At 69.0% G+C, this 18,191-nt stretch carries 16 protein-coding genes; 4 read left to right on the top strand and 12 right to left on the bottom strand.

Features of this window, described 5'->3' with window-relative positions:
- Window positions 1-733 precede the first annotated feature (733 nt).
- The 4 genes from arr to Q1A98_RS00020 all read right to left on the bottom strand — a co-directional run bounded on the left by arr (window position 734) and on the right by Q1A98_RS00020 (window position 6,368).
- Window positions 734-1,162, bottom strand: coding sequence for an NAD(+)--rifampin ADP-ribosyltransferase (gene arr, locus Q1A98_RS00005; RefSeq protein ID WP_299568895.1), 429 nt, complete (start codon window positions 1,160-1,162; stop codon window positions 734-736).
- A gap of 116 nt (window positions 1,163-1,278) precedes the next feature.
- Window positions 1,279-2,223, bottom strand: coding sequence for an ABC transporter permease subunit (locus Q1A98_RS00010; RefSeq protein WP_299568898.1), 945 nt, complete (start codon window positions 2,221-2,223; stop codon window positions 1,279-1,281).
- On the bottom strand, window positions 2,220-4,736 hold the full coding sequence (locus Q1A98_RS00015) for an alpha/beta fold hydrolase (RefSeq protein ID WP_299568900.1): 2,517 nt from the start codon (window positions 4,734-4,736) through the stop codon (window positions 2,220-2,222). Before Q1A98_RS00015 ends, Q1A98_RS00010 begins: the two co-directional genes overlap by 4 nt.
- Before the next feature lie 180 nt (window positions 4,737-4,916).
- Entirely contained in the window at window positions 4,917-6,368 is a 1,452-nt protein-coding gene (locus Q1A98_RS00020) for an MFS transporter (RefSeq protein ID WP_299568902.1), read from the bottom strand.
- 75 nt (window positions 6,369-6,443) lie between these two features.
- Here Q1A98_RS00020 and Q1A98_RS00025 point away from each other — a divergent pair, with 75 nt between their 5' ends.
- On the top strand, window positions 6,444-7,088 hold the full coding sequence (locus Q1A98_RS00025) for a TetR/AcrR family transcriptional regulator (RefSeq protein WP_299568904.1): 645 nt from the start codon (window positions 6,444-6,446) through the stop codon (window positions 7,086-7,088).
- Here the strand turns inward: Q1A98_RS00025 and Q1A98_RS00030 are convergent.
- Window positions 7,078-8,154, bottom strand: a complete 1,077-nt coding sequence (locus tag Q1A98_RS00030) for an SDR family oxidoreductase (protein WP_299568905.1) — start codon at window positions 8,152-8,154, stop codon at window positions 7,078-7,080. The two genes, Q1A98_RS00025 and Q1A98_RS00030, sit on opposite strands and share 11 nt — an antisense overlap.
- Window positions 8,155-8,207: 53 nt before the next feature.
- Here Q1A98_RS00030 and Q1A98_RS00035 point away from each other — a divergent pair, with 53 nt between their 5' ends.
- Window positions 8,208-8,834 (top strand): vitamin K epoxide reductase family protein, encoded by a 627-nt coding sequence (locus tag Q1A98_RS00035; protein ID WP_299568906.1) that lies wholly within the window; start codon window positions 8,208-8,210, stop codon window positions 8,832-8,834.
- Between the two features lie 117 nt (window positions 8,835-8,951).
- On the opposite strand, the gene Q1A98_RS00040 is transcribed toward Q1A98_RS00035, so the two are convergent.
- Together Q1A98_RS00040 and Q1A98_RS00045 are read right to left on the bottom strand one after the other, a co-directional pair.
- Window positions 8,952-9,995 carry a TIGR03857 family LLM class F420-dependent oxidoreductase gene (locus tag Q1A98_RS00040; RefSeq protein WP_299570441.1) on the bottom strand — a complete coding sequence of 348 codons (1,044 nt, stop codon included), beginning with the start codon at window positions 9,993-9,995 and terminating at the stop codon, window positions 8,952-8,954.
- Between the two features lie 2 nt (window positions 9,996-9,997).
- Window positions 9,998-11,080, bottom strand: a complete 1,083-nt coding sequence (locus tag Q1A98_RS00045) for a phosphotransferase (protein ID WP_299568907.1) — start codon at window positions 11,078-11,080, stop codon at window positions 9,998-10,000.
- A gap of 168 nt (window positions 11,081-11,248) precedes the next feature.
- Here Q1A98_RS00045 and Q1A98_RS00050 point away from each other — a divergent pair, with 168 nt between their 5' ends.
- Together Q1A98_RS00050 and Q1A98_RS00055 are read left to right on the top strand one after the other, a co-directional pair.
- Complete coding sequence (locus tag Q1A98_RS00050) at window positions 11,249-11,977, top strand: ANTAR domain-containing protein (protein ID WP_299568909.1); 729 nt, start codon at window positions 11,249-11,251, stop codon at window positions 11,975-11,977.
- A 52-nt stretch (window positions 11,978-12,029) separates the two neighbouring features.
- Window positions 12,030-12,512 carry a carboxymuconolactone decarboxylase family protein gene (locus Q1A98_RS00055; RefSeq protein WP_299568911.1) on the top strand — a complete coding sequence of 161 codons (483 nt, stop codon included), beginning with the start codon at window positions 12,030-12,032 and terminating at the stop codon, window positions 12,510-12,512.
- On the opposite strand, the gene Q1A98_RS00060 is transcribed toward Q1A98_RS00055, so the two are convergent.
- The 5 genes from Q1A98_RS00060 to eat form a co-directional block, all read right to left on the bottom strand.
- Window positions 12,502-14,031: an HNH endonuclease signature motif containing protein gene (locus Q1A98_RS00060; RefSeq protein WP_299568912.1), complete on the bottom strand. Its 1,530-nt coding sequence runs from the start codon at window positions 14,029-14,031 to the stop codon at window positions 12,502-12,504. The two genes, Q1A98_RS00055 and Q1A98_RS00060, sit on opposite strands and share 11 nt — an antisense overlap.
- An 83-nt stretch (window positions 14,032-14,114) precedes the next feature.
- Window positions 14,115-14,507, bottom strand: a complete 393-nt coding sequence (locus tag Q1A98_RS00065) for a nuclear transport factor 2 family protein (protein ID WP_299568914.1) — start codon at window positions 14,505-14,507, stop codon at window positions 14,115-14,117.
- Between the two features lie 36 nt (window positions 14,508-14,543).
- The gene (eutC, locus tag Q1A98_RS00070) at window positions 14,544-15,314 is read right to left on the bottom strand and encodes an ethanolamine ammonia-lyase subunit EutC (RefSeq protein WP_299568916.1); all 771 of its coding nucleotides are present in this window, start codon (window positions 15,312-15,314) and stop codon (window positions 14,544-14,546) included.
- Window positions 15,311-16,720: an ethanolamine ammonia-lyase subunit EutB gene (locus Q1A98_RS00075; protein ID WP_299568918.1), complete on the bottom strand. Its 1,410-nt coding sequence runs from the start codon at window positions 16,718-16,720 to the stop codon at window positions 15,311-15,313. Before Q1A98_RS00075 ends, eutC begins: the two co-directional genes overlap by 4 nt.
- Window positions 16,717-18,150 carry an ethanolamine permease gene (gene eat, locus Q1A98_RS00080; protein WP_299568920.1) on the bottom strand — a complete coding sequence of 478 codons (1,434 nt, stop codon included), beginning with the start codon at window positions 18,148-18,150 and terminating at the stop codon, window positions 16,717-16,719. Before eat ends, Q1A98_RS00075 begins: the two co-directional genes overlap by 4 nt.
- Between the last annotated feature and the right edge of the window lie 41 nt (window positions 18,151-18,191).

Here is an 18,191-nt window from a genome sequence, read left to right on the forward strand (position 1 = left end):
AGTACTACCGTGAGAACACCTCCCACCGCGAACCCGCGCTGGGATAACCCGCCCTCCACAAAACCCGGGGCGATTCAATGCGTCTGCGAAGGAATCGAAACGGAAGCAGAAGCGGCGTTCTGCACAACCGCGGGAACCCACTACCTACAAGGATTTCTTCTCGGCCGACCCGCCGACATCCGTAAACGTGTCTAACCGACAGTCCCGCAAAGGCTGTCAGGCCGTAGTCAGCAACTCATCAGAGCGAATTGGCCAGTACCTTCGATGGCTGCTGGGCCGCACGCCGGCTCACCAGGGGCCACCCTGGCTTATAGCTTGGCCAGGGTCGCGTCGACTGTACCCACGCTCGAGGCAGATCACCATCACCAGAAAGGCCGGTGGGCGTCTCAGGCGCTACGCATCCAGCCCGTAGTCGCGCGACGCCGCCCGGCGAACTGCCACGGTGCCTGCGTGCAGGCAGCAGCCCGGACACTCAGCAGCGCAACGATCTTCGTCAGCTGGGCGACACAACAGCAATGTCCGGCGATGAAGTGACTACAGCCCTCTCGTCGACGACGTACATCTCATATGCCCGAACCGCCCGACCTACGGGAAGTTCTGTCGACCGTTGGGTTCAGCGAACTCCACCCGAAGGGGGTCTGCGGTGCGTGCGGGTGCAAGTTCGAACCCGGCGACTTCGACGTGGTCGGAGGCAGCCACCCACCCGTGCTGCGGTGAGGGCCGGCGCCGCCGGTCAGTCGATGATCACGTCGAGACCGCGTTTCCGGAGCCCGGCGAGCCCCGACCTCATCGCGTCGATCTGTTCGGGGGTGTGACCGGTCCAGTCGGTCAACTCGCCGACGACGCGCACGGGGTCCAGCGTCCGGTAGGACTGCGTCGGATTGCCAGGGAACTTCTTGTCGGTGACGTTCGGGTCGTCCTCGATCTCCCCCTGCGGTTCGACGACGTAGATGCGACAGAGCCCGTCGCCCTTGGCCAGTTCTGCACCCCACGCCGCCGCGTCGAGCGTCCGGGTCATGTAGACGTGGCGCAGCGGGGTCTCGCGGAAGTTCGATCCGTGCCCCGGGATCAGCAAGTCGCCGACGTTCAGGTCAGCTCGCGTGCCGTGCAGGAACGCGCCGGATTCATGGGGCTCGAAGGGTGTCGGAGGTGTGGTCGCCATGTGTACTCCCCGTGGCTCGATCGGTGTGCGCCGGAGCAGTCTGGACCACGCACGGGGTCTTGCCGCAAGACCCGGGTGCACCCATACTCTGAAGTGGGAAGAGGACCGCAGCCGTCTCAGCTGACGATGTCCTTGCGGCCGAACCACCACCACGACGCCCCGAACAGGATCGCCGCATAGATCAGCGAGATACCGACACCGCGGGCCATGTCCTCCCACACCACACTCGGGTTCAGGGCGTCGAGCCAGGCGAACTGATAGTGCGTGGGCAGGAACTGCCGGTACGGGTCCAGCGCGGAGATCGAGTCGAGGATGTTCGACAGGATGACGAGCATCGTCGCACCACCGACGGCCCCGAGCGGCGCGTCGGTCACGACGCTCAGCAGGAAAGCGAAGCCGGCGACCACCAGGGACTGGATCAGCGTGTAACCCACCACGATTGCCAGGCGCTGTAGCGTCTCGACGCTGGTGAACTCGCCGCCCAGGGGCGATCGGGCCGGACCCCACCCGAAGAACAGTCCGCCGACGACGTAGGCCCACACGGGCAGCAGGATCAAAACCACAGCGCTCGACGCAAGTCCCACGATCAGCTTCTGCCGCAACAGATGTGAGCGCCGCACCGGGATGACGAGCAGGTAGCGCAGCGACGCCCACCCCGCCTCGCTCGCGACGGTGTCGCCGCAGAACAGCGCGACCAGCACCGTCAACAGGAACGACCCGGCCGCGAACTCGGTGAACAGCGCGAAGTTCGCGCCACCCGCCGTCGCCAACGAGTACAGCGCCGACGACTGCCGGCCACCACCGGAGTCCGAACCGCCCGCCGTCGACGGGTCGTTCGAGCTGAGCGAGAACGCGATCGCGATGATCGGCGGCAGGATCACCAGCAGCAGCGCCGCGACCTGCGTCCGACGGCGCCGCAGCTGCCGGACCGTCTCGACGCGCAGACCCAGGGTTCGACGCGGACGCAGATCCACCGGCTGGACGGGACCGAGTCCGTCGAGCCGGTCGTGCACGCCCTTGCGGGTCGCGGCGACGCGCCCGGCCGATTGCTCGTCACTCATCGCGACTCCTCTCCGATCAGGTCGAGGAACGCCTCTTCCAGGTGACGACGTGACTCCACCACGTCGGACGCGATGCCCGCATCCGCCAGGACACGTTGCGCGGCGTCCACATCCGCCACCGACAACGTCGACGACGCGGCGCCCGCCAGGTCGCCGACGGAGCCCGCCGTGATCAGCCGCCCCTTGTGCATGACGACGACGTGGCTGCAGGTCTGCTCCACCTCCGAGAGCAGGTGGCTCGACACGACGACGGTCCGCCCGGTGGCGGCGTAGCGCCGCATCACCTCACGCATCTCGGCGATCTGCGGCGGGTCGAGACCGTTGGTCGGCTCGTCCAGGATGAGCAGCTCCGGCAGGCCGAGCATTGCCTGCGCGATCGCCAGACGCTGGCGCATGCCCTGGCTGTACTTGCGCACCTTGCGGTCGACCGAGGCTCCGAGACCGGCGATCTCGAGTGCGGTCTCGACGTCGGCCTCCTCGCGGGGGCGGCCTGTCGCCGACCAGAACAGGTCGAGGTTTTCCCGGCCCGACAGGTGCGGCAACAGACCCGGCCCCTCGATGAACGCACCGACGCGAGCGAGGACGTCGGACCCGGGGCGCACCGTCTCACCGAACAACCGGATGGACCCGGCCGTCGGGGTGATGAGCCCGACCATCATCCGCAACACCGTCGTCTTGCCGGCACCGTTCGGACCGAGCAGTCCGACCACCTGGCCCCGCTCCACGGTGAACGAGACACCGTCGACCGCGCGGTAGGAGTCGCCGTACTCCTTCACCAGCGAGTCGACGACGATCGGTGTGCTGTCGCCGACGGCGTCCGCACGATCCCGACGACGGCGACGCCACCCCGCGAGCACGATCCCGGCGACGAGCAGCAGGATCGCGACGACACCCGCGACGGGCCAGCCCCACGGGAACGGCGCGGCCTGCGCCCGTCCGGTCAGCGTGGTGAGCGACAGGGTCGGCGAGGCCAGGGCGACGGAGTAGGTCCGGGCGTCGGTGGGCAGTCGGTAGCCGAGATCGGTGGTCGACACCTGCACGGCCACACGGTGTCCCGCAGCGACGGTCCGCACGATGGTCGGCAGCGGCACGGTCACCGTGGCCGGCTGACCCGGCGTCAGACCCGTCAGCCGCACCGGCGTGACCAGACCCGATGGCTGGGTGCGCTGACCGTCGGGTGCGACGTCGACCAGGGAGACGAACAGCGTGGCGTCGGTGGTGGTCGCGGGTGTGACGCGCAGCCGGACGGTCGACGAGCCGCCGACGAGGGTGTCGGAACCCAGTGGTGCGGACACGAATCCGCCCGCCTGACCCGGCAGTGCCGACAGGACCGATCCACCGGTCACCGACGCGGCGGTGGCCAGGAGGCTCCCGATCCCGGGGACCGCGGTGATGGCCGTCGGCGTGCCACCCGCCGGGGCGTTGATCGTCTGGGGTGGCCCCAACAGCGGCATCTGCCGGACGTCCTGGACGTCGGCGAGAGACCCGCCGCTGAGTTGACGGGGCGTCGACCGCCCGGTCTGCGTCGAGAGTGCGGCGTCGGGGACGGTCGCTGCGAAACCGTCACGCGGCGTGCTCCGATCACGCAGCACCTCGGTGAACCAGTCACGCGCCTGCGCCGTCGGGTCACCGCCGGGCTGGTCGTGACCACCGGCGCGCCACTCCATCCGGACCGGTGCGCCCGCCGCGCGGATACCGGCAGCGTTGCGGACCGCCTGGTCGAGCGGGAAGAGCGAATCCTGTTGTCCCTGAGTGAGAAGCGTCGGAACCTTGATCTGCGACAGCACCGACGACGGGCTCGACGCCGCCATCAGCGTGCGCAGGGCGGCCGTGGGTTCGCCCGCCGTGGCGGACGCCTGGTAGGCCGCGCAGACGTCGGGGGCGAACGACCCGCACCCGCTCGCGGTCGCTGTCCGGGCCGCCTGGGAGAACAATTGCCCCGCCCACCCCTGCTTGAAGACGTCCGCCGTTCCGGTGCCCGCGGTCGGGAAGAGGGCCTGCGACAGGTCATTCCAGGTGATGTCGGCGGCCACCGCGTCGACGCGTCGGTCGTAACCGGCCGCGAGCAGTGCGAGACCGCCGCCGTAGGACGCACCGCCGACACCGACCCGCGGGTCGCCCGGACCGTCCTTCTCGACCTCGGGCATCTCCGCGAGACGGTCGATCACACGGCGCGCGTCGGCGACCTCGTAGTCGGGGCTGTCGAGGTGGATGAGACCGCCCGATGCGCCGAACCCCCGCGCCGAGTAGGTGATGACGACGAAACCGCGGGAAGCGAGATCGCGCGCCTGGGCTCGGAGGTCGTCCTTCGACCCACCGAACCCGTGCGCGAGGATCACGGCGGGCGCCGGTGTGGTCTCCGGCAGGAACAGCGAGGCATCGAGGGACACGGCCGTCGACCCCTCGGGCACACCGGCGATCGTCATCGCCCGCTCGGAAATCCGCGGACTGTCGGAGCCACTGGTCGCCACCACGGACGCGATGACCGCGATCAGCACGACGACGACCGCCACTGCGATCAGCAGACGCCGACGACCGCGGAGTCGGGAGGAGATGCTGGCGATGGTCGATGCCTCTCGTCGGATGCCGAGACGCTGCTCGACCGCTGACCACCGATGGTAGGCGTCACTCCCCGCGTTCGGCCGCGCTCCGCCGGTCAGCGTCGACCGGCGGAGCGACCACCCGACGTCACGTCAGACCGGTGTCAGCTCGCGGTCCTGATCTGCGGACGACGTCGACCACGAAGACACCAGCAGCCCGAAGACGGCGGCGAGGACCGACGCGACCGCGCAGATGACGAACAGGACGCGATATGCGGTCAGCGACGGCAGCGCCGCTCCACCGACCGTGATCGTGATGGCGGCCAGCAGACTGCCGCCCACAGCACTGGCAAGGGTGCTCCCCAGCGATCGAGCGAGGGTGTTGATCCCGTTGGCCGCTGCGAGATCGGCGGCCGGGGTGTGGATGTTGATCAGCGAGGGCAGCGACGCGTAGGCGACACCCGTCCCCGCCCCGATGATGGTGGTGCCGAGGATGATCTGCCACAGCGAGTCGACCCAGATGATGCGCACCAGCAACCCGCCGGCGATGACGAGACCGCCGGTGCACAACACTCGGCCGGGCCCGAACGCCGCCATGAGGCGGGCGGAGACCGGCGACAGAACCAGCATCAGGACGCCGCTGGGCATGAGGCACAGGCCGGCGACGAGCACGGAGGACCCGAAGCCGTACCCGGTGCTCTCCGGTGCCTGCACGTAGTTGGCCGTCCCCACGAAACTCGCGAAGAGTGCGAAGCCCACGAAGACCGAGGCGACGTTGGTGATGGCGACGGGCGGGTTGGACAGCGCCGTCATGTCGACGAGCGGGTCGGACGAGCGCTTCTCCACGACGACCAGCAACGCGAGCAGGACGACCGACGCGACCAGCAGTCCGATGGTGGCCGGTGAGCTCCATCCCCATGACGACCCCTGGGACAGCGGGAGCACCAGGCAGACGAGACCGCCGACCAGGAGGCCGATCCCCGCGACGTCGATCGAACCCTCCCGGGTGCCGGCCGGATTGCCGACGACGGCCAGGACGAGGGCGATGCTGATCGCGGCGCCGACCGCGCCGATCCAGTACAGCGCGTGGTAGTCGAAGTGCCCGGCCACCACGCCCGCGAGCGGGAGTCCCAGTGCGCTGCCCACCCCCAGCATCGCGCTCACCATCGCGACGGCGGAGCCCTTGCGCGCCTCGGGCAGGACCGCCGACAGCAGGCTGATACCCAGCGGGACGGCCGCGCTCGACAACCCCGTGATGGCACGACCCACGATCATCACCCGGATGTCGTCAGTCAACGCGTCGATCACCGAGCCGACGAGCAGCGCCCCCAGCGCGACGACCATCATCAGGCGCCGGCCGTACATGTCCGCCAAACGCCCTATCACCGGGACTGCGGCCGCACCGACGAGCAGAGTCGCGGTGAGCAACCACTGCGCCTGTGTGGTCGATGCGCCGATGTCGGCCGAGATCTTCGGTAGGACCGGCAGGACCAGCGTCTGCGCGAGCGCCGCCATCAGCGCGCCCAGTCCGATCGCGACGATCTCGATCGTCGCCCGCCCGTTCGATCCCGCGGACACGTCCCCCGGCGACGCATTCGTCGTCATCTCCACCACTTCCCTCACTGTGAGCAAACGTGCGTTTACATGAGGACGGTAGTCCGATGTGGCATCCTGGTCAACATGCGTTTACATGGGGGAGGCCCGCCGACGGAACCCTCCACGGTCACCACCAACCGGGAACGCAACGCAGACGCGACACGCGCGGCGCTGCTGCAGGCGGCCAAGCGTCGGTTCACCGTCTACGGGTTCGAGCGCACCACGGTCCGCGAGATCGCGGCCGACGCGGGCGCGAACGTCTCGCTGATCAACCGCTACTTCGGGTCGAAGGACGGGCTCCTGGCGGCGGTGGTGGCCGAGACCGCGAACGAGTTCGACGACCGGCCGACAGAGGGCGTCTCACGTCCGGAGGCGGTGGTCGACCAACTGTTGTCCGGTCTGCGCCCGGAGGCGTGGCCCGAGTTCGGGCACCAGAATCCGCTGTTGCTACTTGTCCGCGACGCTGCGGGTGACGAGGCCACCGCAGACCTTCGACGTCGGTCTCTCGCCGCCGTCGTCGAACGCTTTGCCATCGACATCGCCTCCACCGACGATGTCGACGAGGAATCGCGGGTACGAGGCGCGGTCCTGTTCGCTCTCATGACCGGGGTGGTGACCTTGCACTCCGCCCTGCCCGACACAGTCTTCGCAGACTTGGAGTCGACGAATCTGCGAACGGTCCTGACCGAGGCGGCCGAGGCGATCACGCGATCGGACGTCAGGGGATGATGCGCGCCTCGCGGTAGCGGGCGATCGCGTCGGCGAAGCTCTGCGGGGTCGAGCGGAACCCGAGGAAGCCCGCCTGACGGCTCTTCGTCATGTCGGTGAGGCACTCGAGGGGGCGGCCGAGGTCGCTGTCGGTGTGCCACCACGACGCGAGGCGCGTCACGTCGGGCTCGACGAGGTCGTGCTTCTCTGCGATCGCGCGCCACTCGTCGGGCGCGTCGCCCATGCGGTCGTCGAGGGGCTTCGTCTCGCCGTCGAACCCGACGGGCTCGACGGCGAAGTGCTCGGCGATCTGCGGCCACAGCCAGCGCCACCGGAAGACGTCGCCGTCGGCGATGTTGAACGGCTCGTTCTCGCCCTCGGGGTGCGTGGACGCCCAGATCATCTGCTCGGCGAGCAGACCGACGTCCGTGACGTCGGTGAGGCCGTTCCACTGCGTCTCCGAGCCCGGGAAGACGAACGGGCGGTCGTGCTCGCGGCAGAGGGTCGCGTACACCGACAGCGTCAGCGCCATGTTCATCGCGTTGCCGACGGCGAACCCGACGATCGTGTGTGCGCGGTGGACGCTCCACGTGAAGCCCATGCGCTCGGCCGCGGCGAAGACCTCGTCCTCCTGCGCGTAGTAGAAGTTGTCGTTGTCCAGGCGCGGCTCGGACTCGTGGAACGGGGTCTCGGCGGTCACCGCGGTCCCGTAGTCCTCGAACGGTCCGAGGTAGTGCTTCAGCCCGGTCATCAGCGCGACGTGTCGCACCGAGCCGGCGGGCTCCAGCGCCGCGAACACGTTGCGGAGCAGACGGCTGTTGACCTCGATGTTCTCCTTCTCGGTGTCCTGCTTCATCCAGGCGACGAGGAACACCACCTCAGGCTTGACGTCGCGCAGGGCGGTACCGAGCTGGTCGGGGTCGAGGAGGTCCGCGGCGATGGGGGTGACGCCGTCGACGGGGAGGGTGTCGTGGCGGGACAGTCCGTAGGTGGTCCACCCGTCGGCGACGAGCTGCGAGCAGAGGGCCTGTCCGGAGATGCCGGTGGCGCCGACGACGAGGGCCACCCGGGGTTCACGATCGGTCATCTGAGGTGCAGCACGCACAGCCGTCGGCTTGTTCCGCCACCTACCCTGTTCTCGTGACGACACAGCTCGACGACCGCGCCGACGACCGGATCGACCCGGACGAGGGCGGCCCGCCCGCGCCGGGTGCGGTCGCCTCGTGGATCGTGCTGATCACCGGGGTCATCGGTCTGATCGCCGCGGCGACGCTCACGATCGAGCGGTTCAAGCTCTTCAGCGACCCCGGCTACCGACCGAGCTGCAGCATCAACCCGATCATCTCGTGCGGATCGGTGATGACGACGGATCAGGCCGCGTTCTTCGGTTTCCCCAACCCGATCATCGGGATCGCGGCGTTCTCGGTCGCGATCGTTGCGGGGCTGCTCGCCGTCGCGCGGGTGGCGCTGCCGGCGTGGTTCTGGGTCGGCCTGACGGCCGGCACCGGCGTCGGGCTGGTGTTCATCGGCTACCTGATCACGCAGAGCCTCTACCGGATCGGCGCACTGTGCCCGTACTGCATGGTGGTCTGGGTGGTCACGCCGCTGCTGTTCGTGACCGCTGCGCAGCTGGCGGCAGCCGCGAGCGGGCGCCGGTCCCTCATCGAGGCGGCCGGATGGCTCCGACCGCTGCTGATCGTCGTCTACGCGATCGTCGTGGCGATGATCGCGGTGCGATTCTGGTCGTACTGGTCGACCCTGATCTGACGCCGACGCGCCCAGCGCGCGCCGACGGCGCTCCACAAAGTGCACACCAACGCCAGCTGTTCCCTGCTGAACACTGCATAGCCCATCGGACTGCCCTCCTCGCGACTGTGACGCAGGTTACACAAGCGAGTGCTTGGTCGGCGGGTTTTCGTAGGCCTCGACGATCGGCTCGAGTTCGGTCGGCGTCGAACCGTGGAGGATGACCGCGTCGCAGCCGAGGTCGAGCTGCCCGCGGATCGCGGCGACGCACTGCTCTGGGTTCCCGACGGCCGCGTTCGCGAGCCAGTCGTCGGGCAGCAGTCCGGCTGCGTGCTCCAGCTGGTCGGCGGTGGCGGCGATGTCGAGGCCGGCGATCGAGGGCACGACGGGATCGGCGAGGAATCGCTGCAGCACCGCGGGATCCCAGCCATTGGTGCGGACCAACAGATCGCCGTATCCCTGGAGGTACGTCCCGAGCCGACCGACCGTCTTGCGGAGCCGTTGGGGGTCGGTGAGGTGATCACCCACGGTGGCCAGGCACGACCACACCCGGACCGAGGCGGGGTCCCGGCCCGCCTTCTCCGCGGCGTCCTTCACCGTGCGCACGCAGCGGCGGGTGGTCTCGGGCGTGAAGTAGGTGTGCAGGACGACCTCGTCGAAGCACCGCCCTCCGAGTTCCAACGTCTTCGGGCCGAAGGCGACGAGCGCCAGGGGCAGGTACTCGTCAAGGGACGAGTCGAGGTGCAGCAGCGGAAAGCTGCCCGCCGGCCCGTCGTGCCCGCCCACCATCTCCCCGCGGAAGAGCCGGCGCAGCAGCGTGGCGGTGTCCTCGAGGCCGGCGGTCGTGATCGGCGGCAGTCCGTACATCGACTGCAGGATCGGGATCCCGCGGCCGAGACCGAGGACGAAGCGACCGCCGGCCAGGTCCCGCAGCGTGCGCGTCGCCCCGGCGGTGACCATCAGGTGCCGCGTGTTGTGGTTCGTCGCGGCGGTCGCGACCGTGATGCGGTCGGTCACGGCGACCGCGGCGCCCGCCAGCGCGATCGCCTCCTTGCGGATGTAGCGCTCGGAGACGAACGCGGTCCCGAACCCGAGGCGTTCGGCAGCACGCGCCTCGTCGAGGATGTCGCGACTCGAATCCGGTTGCCCGGCCAGCAGATAGCAACCGAGCTCGGGGTGCACGGTCACGCGAGCGCGGCGACGAGGTCGAGCGTGCCGTGATCGCGGATCGCCGCGCAGCCGCGGGTGAGCATCGCGACGGCCATGGCGTCACCGCGCTCGGTGGCCGCGGAGAACGCGAAGCCGAGGGTGGTGATCAGCGGGACCTGGAGCATCGCGAGGCGGTGGTCACGACGGCATTCCTCCAGGTCGTGGCCGGTGACGCCGTGGCGGAGCAGCTCTGCGTGGTAGGCCTGCACGGCGTCGTCCTCGATGTCGGCGCGGGCGTCGGGCTCGACGGAGGTCGCGACGAAATAGGCCAGGTCCCGCGCCGGCAGACCCACCGCGAGGGTCTGCCAGTCGACGACGGTCACCGACGACCGGTCGGGCGCGAACATCAGGTTGTCCAGGCGGTAGTCGCCGTGCAGGACGCTGAACCGGGTGGGTTCCGCGAGCAGCCAGGGCGCGATCGCCGGCGCCACGGCCCGCAGCGTCGCGACGTCATCGTCGGGCAGACGGTCCCCGATCCGCTCGATCGTGGTGTCGACGGCGATGCCGACGATGTCGGCGAGACCCTGGGCACCGTCGCGGTCCGGCCGACCGAGCACGATGCCCGGCAACGCATCCCACGCCGGGTCGCACCATCGAGGACCGTGCAGCCCGGCCAGCGCCCGCGCGGCGAGCACGGCCTCGTCGCGGGTGCACCCGCTCAACTGGTCGCCCTGTTCGGCGGGCTTGAGATCGTCCATCAGCAGGACGAACTCGTCCCCCTCCCCGGCGATGTCGATGTGGTGGCACGTCGGGACGGGCACCGCGACCGTGTCGGCGACGCGCGTGTAGAAGGTGTGCTCGGAGCGGTAGCCCAGGGCCACCCGCTCGCGGACCCCGGGGTCCACCGACGGGAGCTTCACCGCGAACGACGACGGCAGACCGCGATCGGCGCCGTCGCGGTAGGTGACGTCGAGGCGATACGTCGACCCGGTCTGGCCGGTCCCGACGACGGCGTGGGTGACCGCGTCGACGACGACGGGCTCGTCGGGTCGTGACAACACAGTGGACAGCCACTCTGCGGACACATCGGCGACGGTGCTCGGTATCGGGGTGTGCACCCACCAATGATGGACACCTGTCCAGACGGCCGTCCGTCCATTCGTCGATCCCGTGACATTTCCGTGACCTCGACCACGACCACGTACCGGTTGTCCGGGTCCGCTTGTTCGCGTCGCGTCGACGGCGCACAGTCATCGCCACGACAAGTCGCACGGAAGGATCAGCCCATGGACCCGACGACCGCTCAGGCAGACCCACCGTCGGCCAACGTCCACGTGGCGATCGCGGACATGGTCCGACGACTCGCGTCCGGCGGCCCACGCGAACTCTCGGATGTCCTCGACGACCTCGTCGCCGGCGCGGTGCACAACATCGACGGCGCGGAGGATGCGAGCATCTCGATCGCCGGCCGTAAGCGCACGATCTCCCCCGAGGCGGCGACCAGCGCGCTCGCCGAGCTGCACAGCAAGATCCAGAACAGCAATGGGCAGGGACCCTGTCTGGCCGCGATCTGGGATGAACCAGTGGTGCGCATCGACGATCTCCGCACCGAGACCCGGTGGGCCAGTTACGTGTCCGATGCGCAGGCCGCGATCCCGTACCGGTCGATACTCTCCCTGCGGATGTACACCGCGACCGACTCCTTGGGGTCCCTCACCCTCTTCGCGACGCCGCCCAACGCCTTCGCACGCGAGGTCGAGGAGATCGCGTCCGTCTTCGCTGCCCACGCCACCGCGGCATGGGCGTCCGCGGTGCGCGGCGCCCAGTACGCCGATGCATTGGCGAGTCGCGACATCATCGCGCAGGCCAAGGGCATGGTGATGGAGCGCTTCCACATCGACGCCCTCGCTGCGTTCGCCCTGCTCAGCCGGCTCTCGCAGGACACCAACACCCGGGTCATCGACGTCGCCCACCAGCTCATCGACGCAGAGACGGCGCCCCCGGAGCCGTCCTGATCGCGCGCGAGAGAACGAGAACACGTTCTCGTCACGGTGCTAGCGTGCGCTCATGGCGCGGATCGGTGATTTCGCACCCGACGACCTGATCGGGTGGATGGGGCTGTCACCCACGATCGGCGGTGCACTCGGTGGCTACGCCGACGCGGTGTACCGCCACGGCCGGTTGGCTCCGCGGGTCCGGGAGATCGCCCGGATGGTGATCGCACTCGACAACGAGTGCGAGGTATGCCGGAACACCCGCACCACTGATGGCGCCGCCGACGGTCTCGACGAGACGTTCTACGAGCATGTCGCCGACTGGCCGACATGGTCGGGCTATTCCGACACCGAACGCCTTGCCGCAGAATTCGCGTCACGGTTCGTGCGTGACCACGTCGCGCTGCGCGAGGACGACGACTTCTGGACACGCGCCCATGCGGTGCTGAGCGACGAGGAGATCACCGACCTCACGCTGTCGTGCGCGCTCTGGCTCGGACAGGGACGAGCTCTCCGCGTCCTCGACGTCGGACAGGCCTGCCGGCTCACCCTGTGATCGGTGCGCGGTAGTCGATGACGCGGATGATCACCGGTTCGGGTTCGGGCCGCGGTGTGGGTTCTGCCGCGTTGTGGTCGGCGAGGATGAGTTCGAGGCGGTGTTCGATGTCGGACCAGTCGGGATCCGGTGGTGCGGTGTCGTCGAGGATGCGGTCGGGTCGGTGCAGGTGGTTGGTGCGCGGTGGGTCGGTGGTGCCGTTGGCGACCCAGCCGTATTTGCCGCGGTCGGGGCCGTCGGTGATCTTGACGGTCTGCCAGCCGCCGGGTCCGTCGTGCACGGCCCGGTTGTGCGGGCCGCACGCCGGCGCGAGGTCGGTGATGTCCGTCGAACCGCCCTTTGCCCAGTCTTGTTCGGCGTGGTGGGCCTCGGTGTGGGAGAACGGGCGCGGGCAGCCGGGCATGGAGCAGCCCCCGTATTCGGCGAAGGTCACGAACCGTTGTGACTCGCTGGCCAGCCGCTTGGCGCGCCCGAAGTACAGCGGTTCGCCGGTGTGGTCGTCGAACACCGACAGGTACATCTGCGCCTGCGCGGCGAGTTTCACGATCTCGGACATGGGTAGATCGGTGCCGGTGGTGGTGTGCCCGATGCCGGCCCGTTCCCACAGCTGGGTTTCGGTGATCGAGACGACGATGTGTGGCGGCAGACCGCGATGCGACGCGCCGTACAGTCCGCCGTCGGCCGCGGCACGCAGCAGTGCGTGGAAGGCGTCGTGGTTGCGTTGGGCCTGCGTCCGACAATCGCGCTGCGCGGCCTCCCGCAGCGCGTCTGTGTCGACGCCGTCGTCATCAGCGCCGCCGCGTGGCGATGCCTCGTCGTCAGGGTTGTTCATCCCGGGCTTGGCCCACGCCGCGAGCAGCACTTCGAACAACGCGCGCGTTGTCGGGTCGAGGGTGCCCATCAGCTTCGACATGCCCTGGGTGTCCTGCGAGCCGAGTGACACACTCCGGTTGCGGGCCCGATCACGCTCGGAGGGTAGGTCGCCATCAGGGTCGAGGTGCTGCAGAATCCGCGCCCCGGCACGGGTGATGTCGCGGGGTGAATGGTGGCGTGCGATGTCGGCGAGCTGCTCCTCGGCCAGATCCCGCACCTCGGGCGGCGTCGCGGCGGGGACCTTCGCCAACACATCGAGCACCGCGTCGACATGCTCATGGGACAGGTCGCCGTCGGCCATGGCATCCGCGGTCTCCGGGCACCGCGGCGGCAACTTCTCGCCGGTCATCGCGTGCATCGCAGTCAGCTCGGTGACCTGCCGCAACCTTCTGCGTGGGTTCGCGATCCGCAGCCGCTGGCCGACGAACTCGTCCAACTTCGAGCAGTGCACCGCGCGGTATGCCTCGCGATCACTGACGTCCAGGATGCGCTGCAGCCCCATCGAACCCATCCGACGCACCGCGTGCTCATGAGTGATCGCCAGCTCCGCGACCTCCGCCTCAGAACACGCATCCGACGTGCGCTCCGCGATCCGTTCCAACAGGGCATGCAACTCGGCGTAGTCCTCGACCAGACTGTCGCTCACGATGCACCTCCCCCCGACCGAAGCGATGCCACCACCCTAGTACGCATGTACGACATTCGCAAGCATGTTCGAATCGCTGGTGTCTACGAAGGAGGCTGCAGATCCAACGGGTTGATGTACTCGCGGTACTCGCGGACCACATCGCCGTCGAAGGTGACCACCGCGACGTAAGAGATCTCGCGCGACGCGCCGTCCGGGAAGTGGCCGACGGCTTTCCATTCGGCGGTCAGGAAGTCCGCACCCTCGTGCGTGACCACGTCGTGGATCCCGCCGCCGAAGGTGACGATGTCGGAGACGCTGCGCATCCAGCGTTCGATCTCGGCGCGGCCGACCACCCGCGACGGCATGGTCGGCGGGGCGAAGGGGAACGTGTGCACGGAGCGCTCGTCGTACAGCTCGAGGAACGTGTCGAGATCGCCGACGAAGAACGCCTCCAGAGCTGTCCTGAACCGATCGGCGCGCGAGGGTGACGTCACGTGCCCCAGGATGCCACGGCTCGCGCGGAGTGAGGGTCAGACCGCGTCGATGACTGGCGCTGCGCCGGAGTCGATCTGGGCGCGTGAGGTGTCCTTGAGAGCGACCCCCGATCGCCCGAGCCGCCGGGCGCCGTCGACCAGCGACGCGGCGATCCGTGCCGCGGTCTCGTAGCTCTGTCCGTCAGGAGGGTGGATGTTCGAGATGCAGTTGCGGTCGGCGTCACTGCAGCCCGGACGGGCCCGGTGGGTGAGGTAGATCCCCAGGCTGTCCGCCACCGACAGCCCCGGACGTTCACCGATCACGACGATGACGGTCTGCACGCCCAGCGCCTCGGCGATGTGGTCGCCGAGTGCGACCCTCGCCTGCGTCGCGATCACCGGCGGTGCGATCGAGAACCGTTCCGACAGAGCATTCTCCAGGGCGACGACGAGCCCCTCCGCGTGGTCGACGAGGGCCCGCGGCGACAGCCCGTCGGCGAGGACGATGCCGATGTCGGCGCCGCTCGACGGCACCTCCGCGAGATCCGCCGGCACCCGTCCGAGATCGGGGCGACGCAGGTACTCGCTGCGCGACGACGCCCGACTCGTCACCGCGACAGGGTCACCCAGACCGCATCCGGCGATGGTCGCCCGGAACGACTCGACGTCGAGCGGGTCGTGGACGGCATCCCGCGCAGCAGCGTGCGCCGCACGGAACTCCAGGACTCGGTGCGACGGCAACGAATTGCCCGCACGCCCCAGGCCGATCCGGGCCTGGGTGGTGAGGCGCAGATCCGCCCACACATCGGTCGTGTGCGGTTCGCTCATCGCGCGACCGTCAGCGACCGCAGCGGCGAGGTCCCCATGTCGACCGGCAGGATCCGGCCGTCGGAGTCCGCCATCCCCAGTCCCGCGAGCCAGGTCTCGAACTCCGGCGCCGGCCGGAGGTCGAGCGCCTGGCGGACGTAGAGGGCGTCGTGGAACGAGAGGCTCTGGTAGCCCAGCATGATGTCGTCGGCACCGGGGACGGCGATGACGAACGCGGCCCCGGCCACACCGAGCAGCGTGAGCAGCGTGTCCATGTCGTCCTGGTCGGCCTCGGCGTGGTTCGTGTAGCAGACGTCCACGCCCATCGGCAGACCGAGCAGCTTCCCGCAGAAGTGGTCCTCCAACCCGGCGCGGATGATCTGCTTCCCGTCGTAGAGGTACTCCGGCCCGATGAACCCGACGACGGTGTTGATGAGCAACGGGTCGAGGGCCCGGGCCACGGCGTATGCACGCGTCTCCAGCGTCTGTTGGTCGACGGGCTTGCCACCGGTACCGATGTGCGCGTTCGCCGACAGCGCGGACCCCTGACCGGTCTCGAGGTACATGACGTTGTCGCCGACGGTTCCCCGGCGCAGCGATCGCCCGGCCTCGTTGGCCTCGAGGAGAATCGACATGTCGACACCGAAACCCTTGTTGGCGCCTTCGGTCCCGGCGACCGACTGGAAGACGAGATCGACGGGGACGCCCTTCTCGATCAGCTCGACGGTGGTGGTGACGTGGGACAGCACGCACGACTGCATGGGGATCGCGAACCGCTGACGGATGTCGTCGAGCAGGTACAGCAGATCCGACGTCGCCTCCGGCGAGTCCGTCGCCGGGTTGATCCCGATCACCGCGTCGCCGCATCCCATCAGGAGTCCGTCGAGGGTGGCAGCCGCGATGCCGCGGGGATCGTCGGTCGGGTGGTTCGGCTGCAGACGTGTGGCGATGCGGCCCGGCAGTCCGATGGTGGTGCGGAACGCCGACACCACCGAGCACGCCTTGGCGACGAGGACGAGATCCTGGTTGCGCATGATCTTCGATGTCGCGGCGACCATCTCGGGAGTCAGGCCCGCTGCCACCGCCGCGAGTCGCTCGGATGCATCGGCGCGCGTGGACGTCTCGAGCAGCCAGTCCCGGAATCCGCCGACGGTCAGATGGGAGACGGGCTCGAACGCGGCACGATCGTGACCGTCGACGATGAGGCGGGTGACCTCATCGGTCTCGTATGGCACGAGGAGCTCGTCGAGGAAGGTGGACAACTCGACGTCCGCGAGTTGCCATGCGGCAGCTGCCCGTTCGGCGTCGGACTCGGCCGCGCACCCCGCGAGCTCGTCACCCGAGCGCTTTGGCGTCGCTTTGGCCATCAGGTCGACCAGGCCGTCGAACTCGTAGGTCGTGCCGGCCAGCGTCTGGGCGAACCTCACCGCAGGTCCTCCTCCGCCCGCGCCAACGCGGCGAACTCCTCGTCGGGCGAGGCCGCGACCAGGCGGTGGCGGCTGTACAGGGCGAAGTAGGCCATGAAGACGGCGAAGACACCCAGGCAGCACAGGGCGGCGACCGTGTCGACGAGGAACGTCGCGATGACGGCGACCACCGCGACCACAAGCGCGAACCCTGTGGTCACGACACCGCCCGGGGTGCGGTACGGGCGCGGCATGTCGGGCTCGCGACGTCGCAGGACGATGTGGCTCACCATGATCAACACATAGCTCAGCGCGGCCCCGAACACGGCCATGTTCAGCAGCAGAGCTCCCTCACCCGTCAACGACAGCAGGAACCCGATGACGCCCGGGACGATCAACGCAAGGGTCGGGGTCTTGCGCGAGTTCGTCACCGACAGCACCGTCGGGAGGTAGCCCGCCCGGGAGAGCGCGAACAGCTGGCGCGAATAGGCGTAGATGATCGAGAAGAAGCTGGCGACCAGACCGGCCAGACCGATGTAGTTCACCACCGTCCCCATCGACGACCCACCGAGCGCCTCGACGAGCGGATTGCCCGACTCCGACATCGCGTCCGCGCCACCGGCTCCCGTGGTCAGGATGAGCACCGCGACGCAGGTGACGACGAGGACGCACATCGCGGCGATGATCCCCCGCGGCACGTTCCGCTCGGGGTTCTCCGTCTCCTCGGCGGCGAGCGGAACGCCCTCGATGGCGAGGAAGAACCAGATCGCGAACGGGATCGCCGACCAGATGCCGATGTAGCCGAACGGCAGGAAGTCCGACGCGCCCGCGGCGTCGGTCGGCGCGATGTTCGTCAGGTTCCCGAGGTCGAACTGTCCGAGGGCACTGACCGCGAACACGACGAGACCGACGAGCGCGATGCCCGTGATCACGAACATGACCTTGAGTGCCTCGCCCGCGCCGGACAGGTGGATGGCGATGAAGATCGCGTAGACGACGAGGTACACCCACCAGCCGTCGGTGATGCCGAACAGGTTCAGCGACTCGACGTAGGCACCGATGAACGTGGCGATCGCGGCCGGCGCGATGGAGTACTCGATGAGGATCGCCGTCCCGGTGGCGAACCCGCCCCATGGCCCGAGGGCACGACGCGCGAACGTGTAGCCGCCACCGGCAGCCGGCAGCGCCGAGGACAGCTCGGCCATGCCGAGCACCAGGCATACGTACATCGCGGCGATGACGACCGCGGCGATCGCCAACCCGCCGAAACCGCCCTCGGCGAGACCGAAGTTCCATCCCGAATAGTCGCCGGAGACGACGTAGCTGACCCCGAGACCGGCGAGCAACAGCCAGCCGGCGGTGCCGCCCTTCAGCTGTCGCTTCTCCAGGTAGTCGTCAGCGGGGCCGGCCGCGGCCGTCGGGTGCGTGCGGATCGGTTCGTCGACGGACACCGTGTCACTCCTGTGCTCGGGCGACCCGCGTCGGATGTGCG

Origin of the sequence: uncultured Williamsia sp. (genome assembly GCF_947494875.1) — a bacterium.
Lineage (GTDB): Bacteria > Actinomycetota > Actinomycetes > Mycobacteriales > Mycobacteriaceae > Williamsia_A.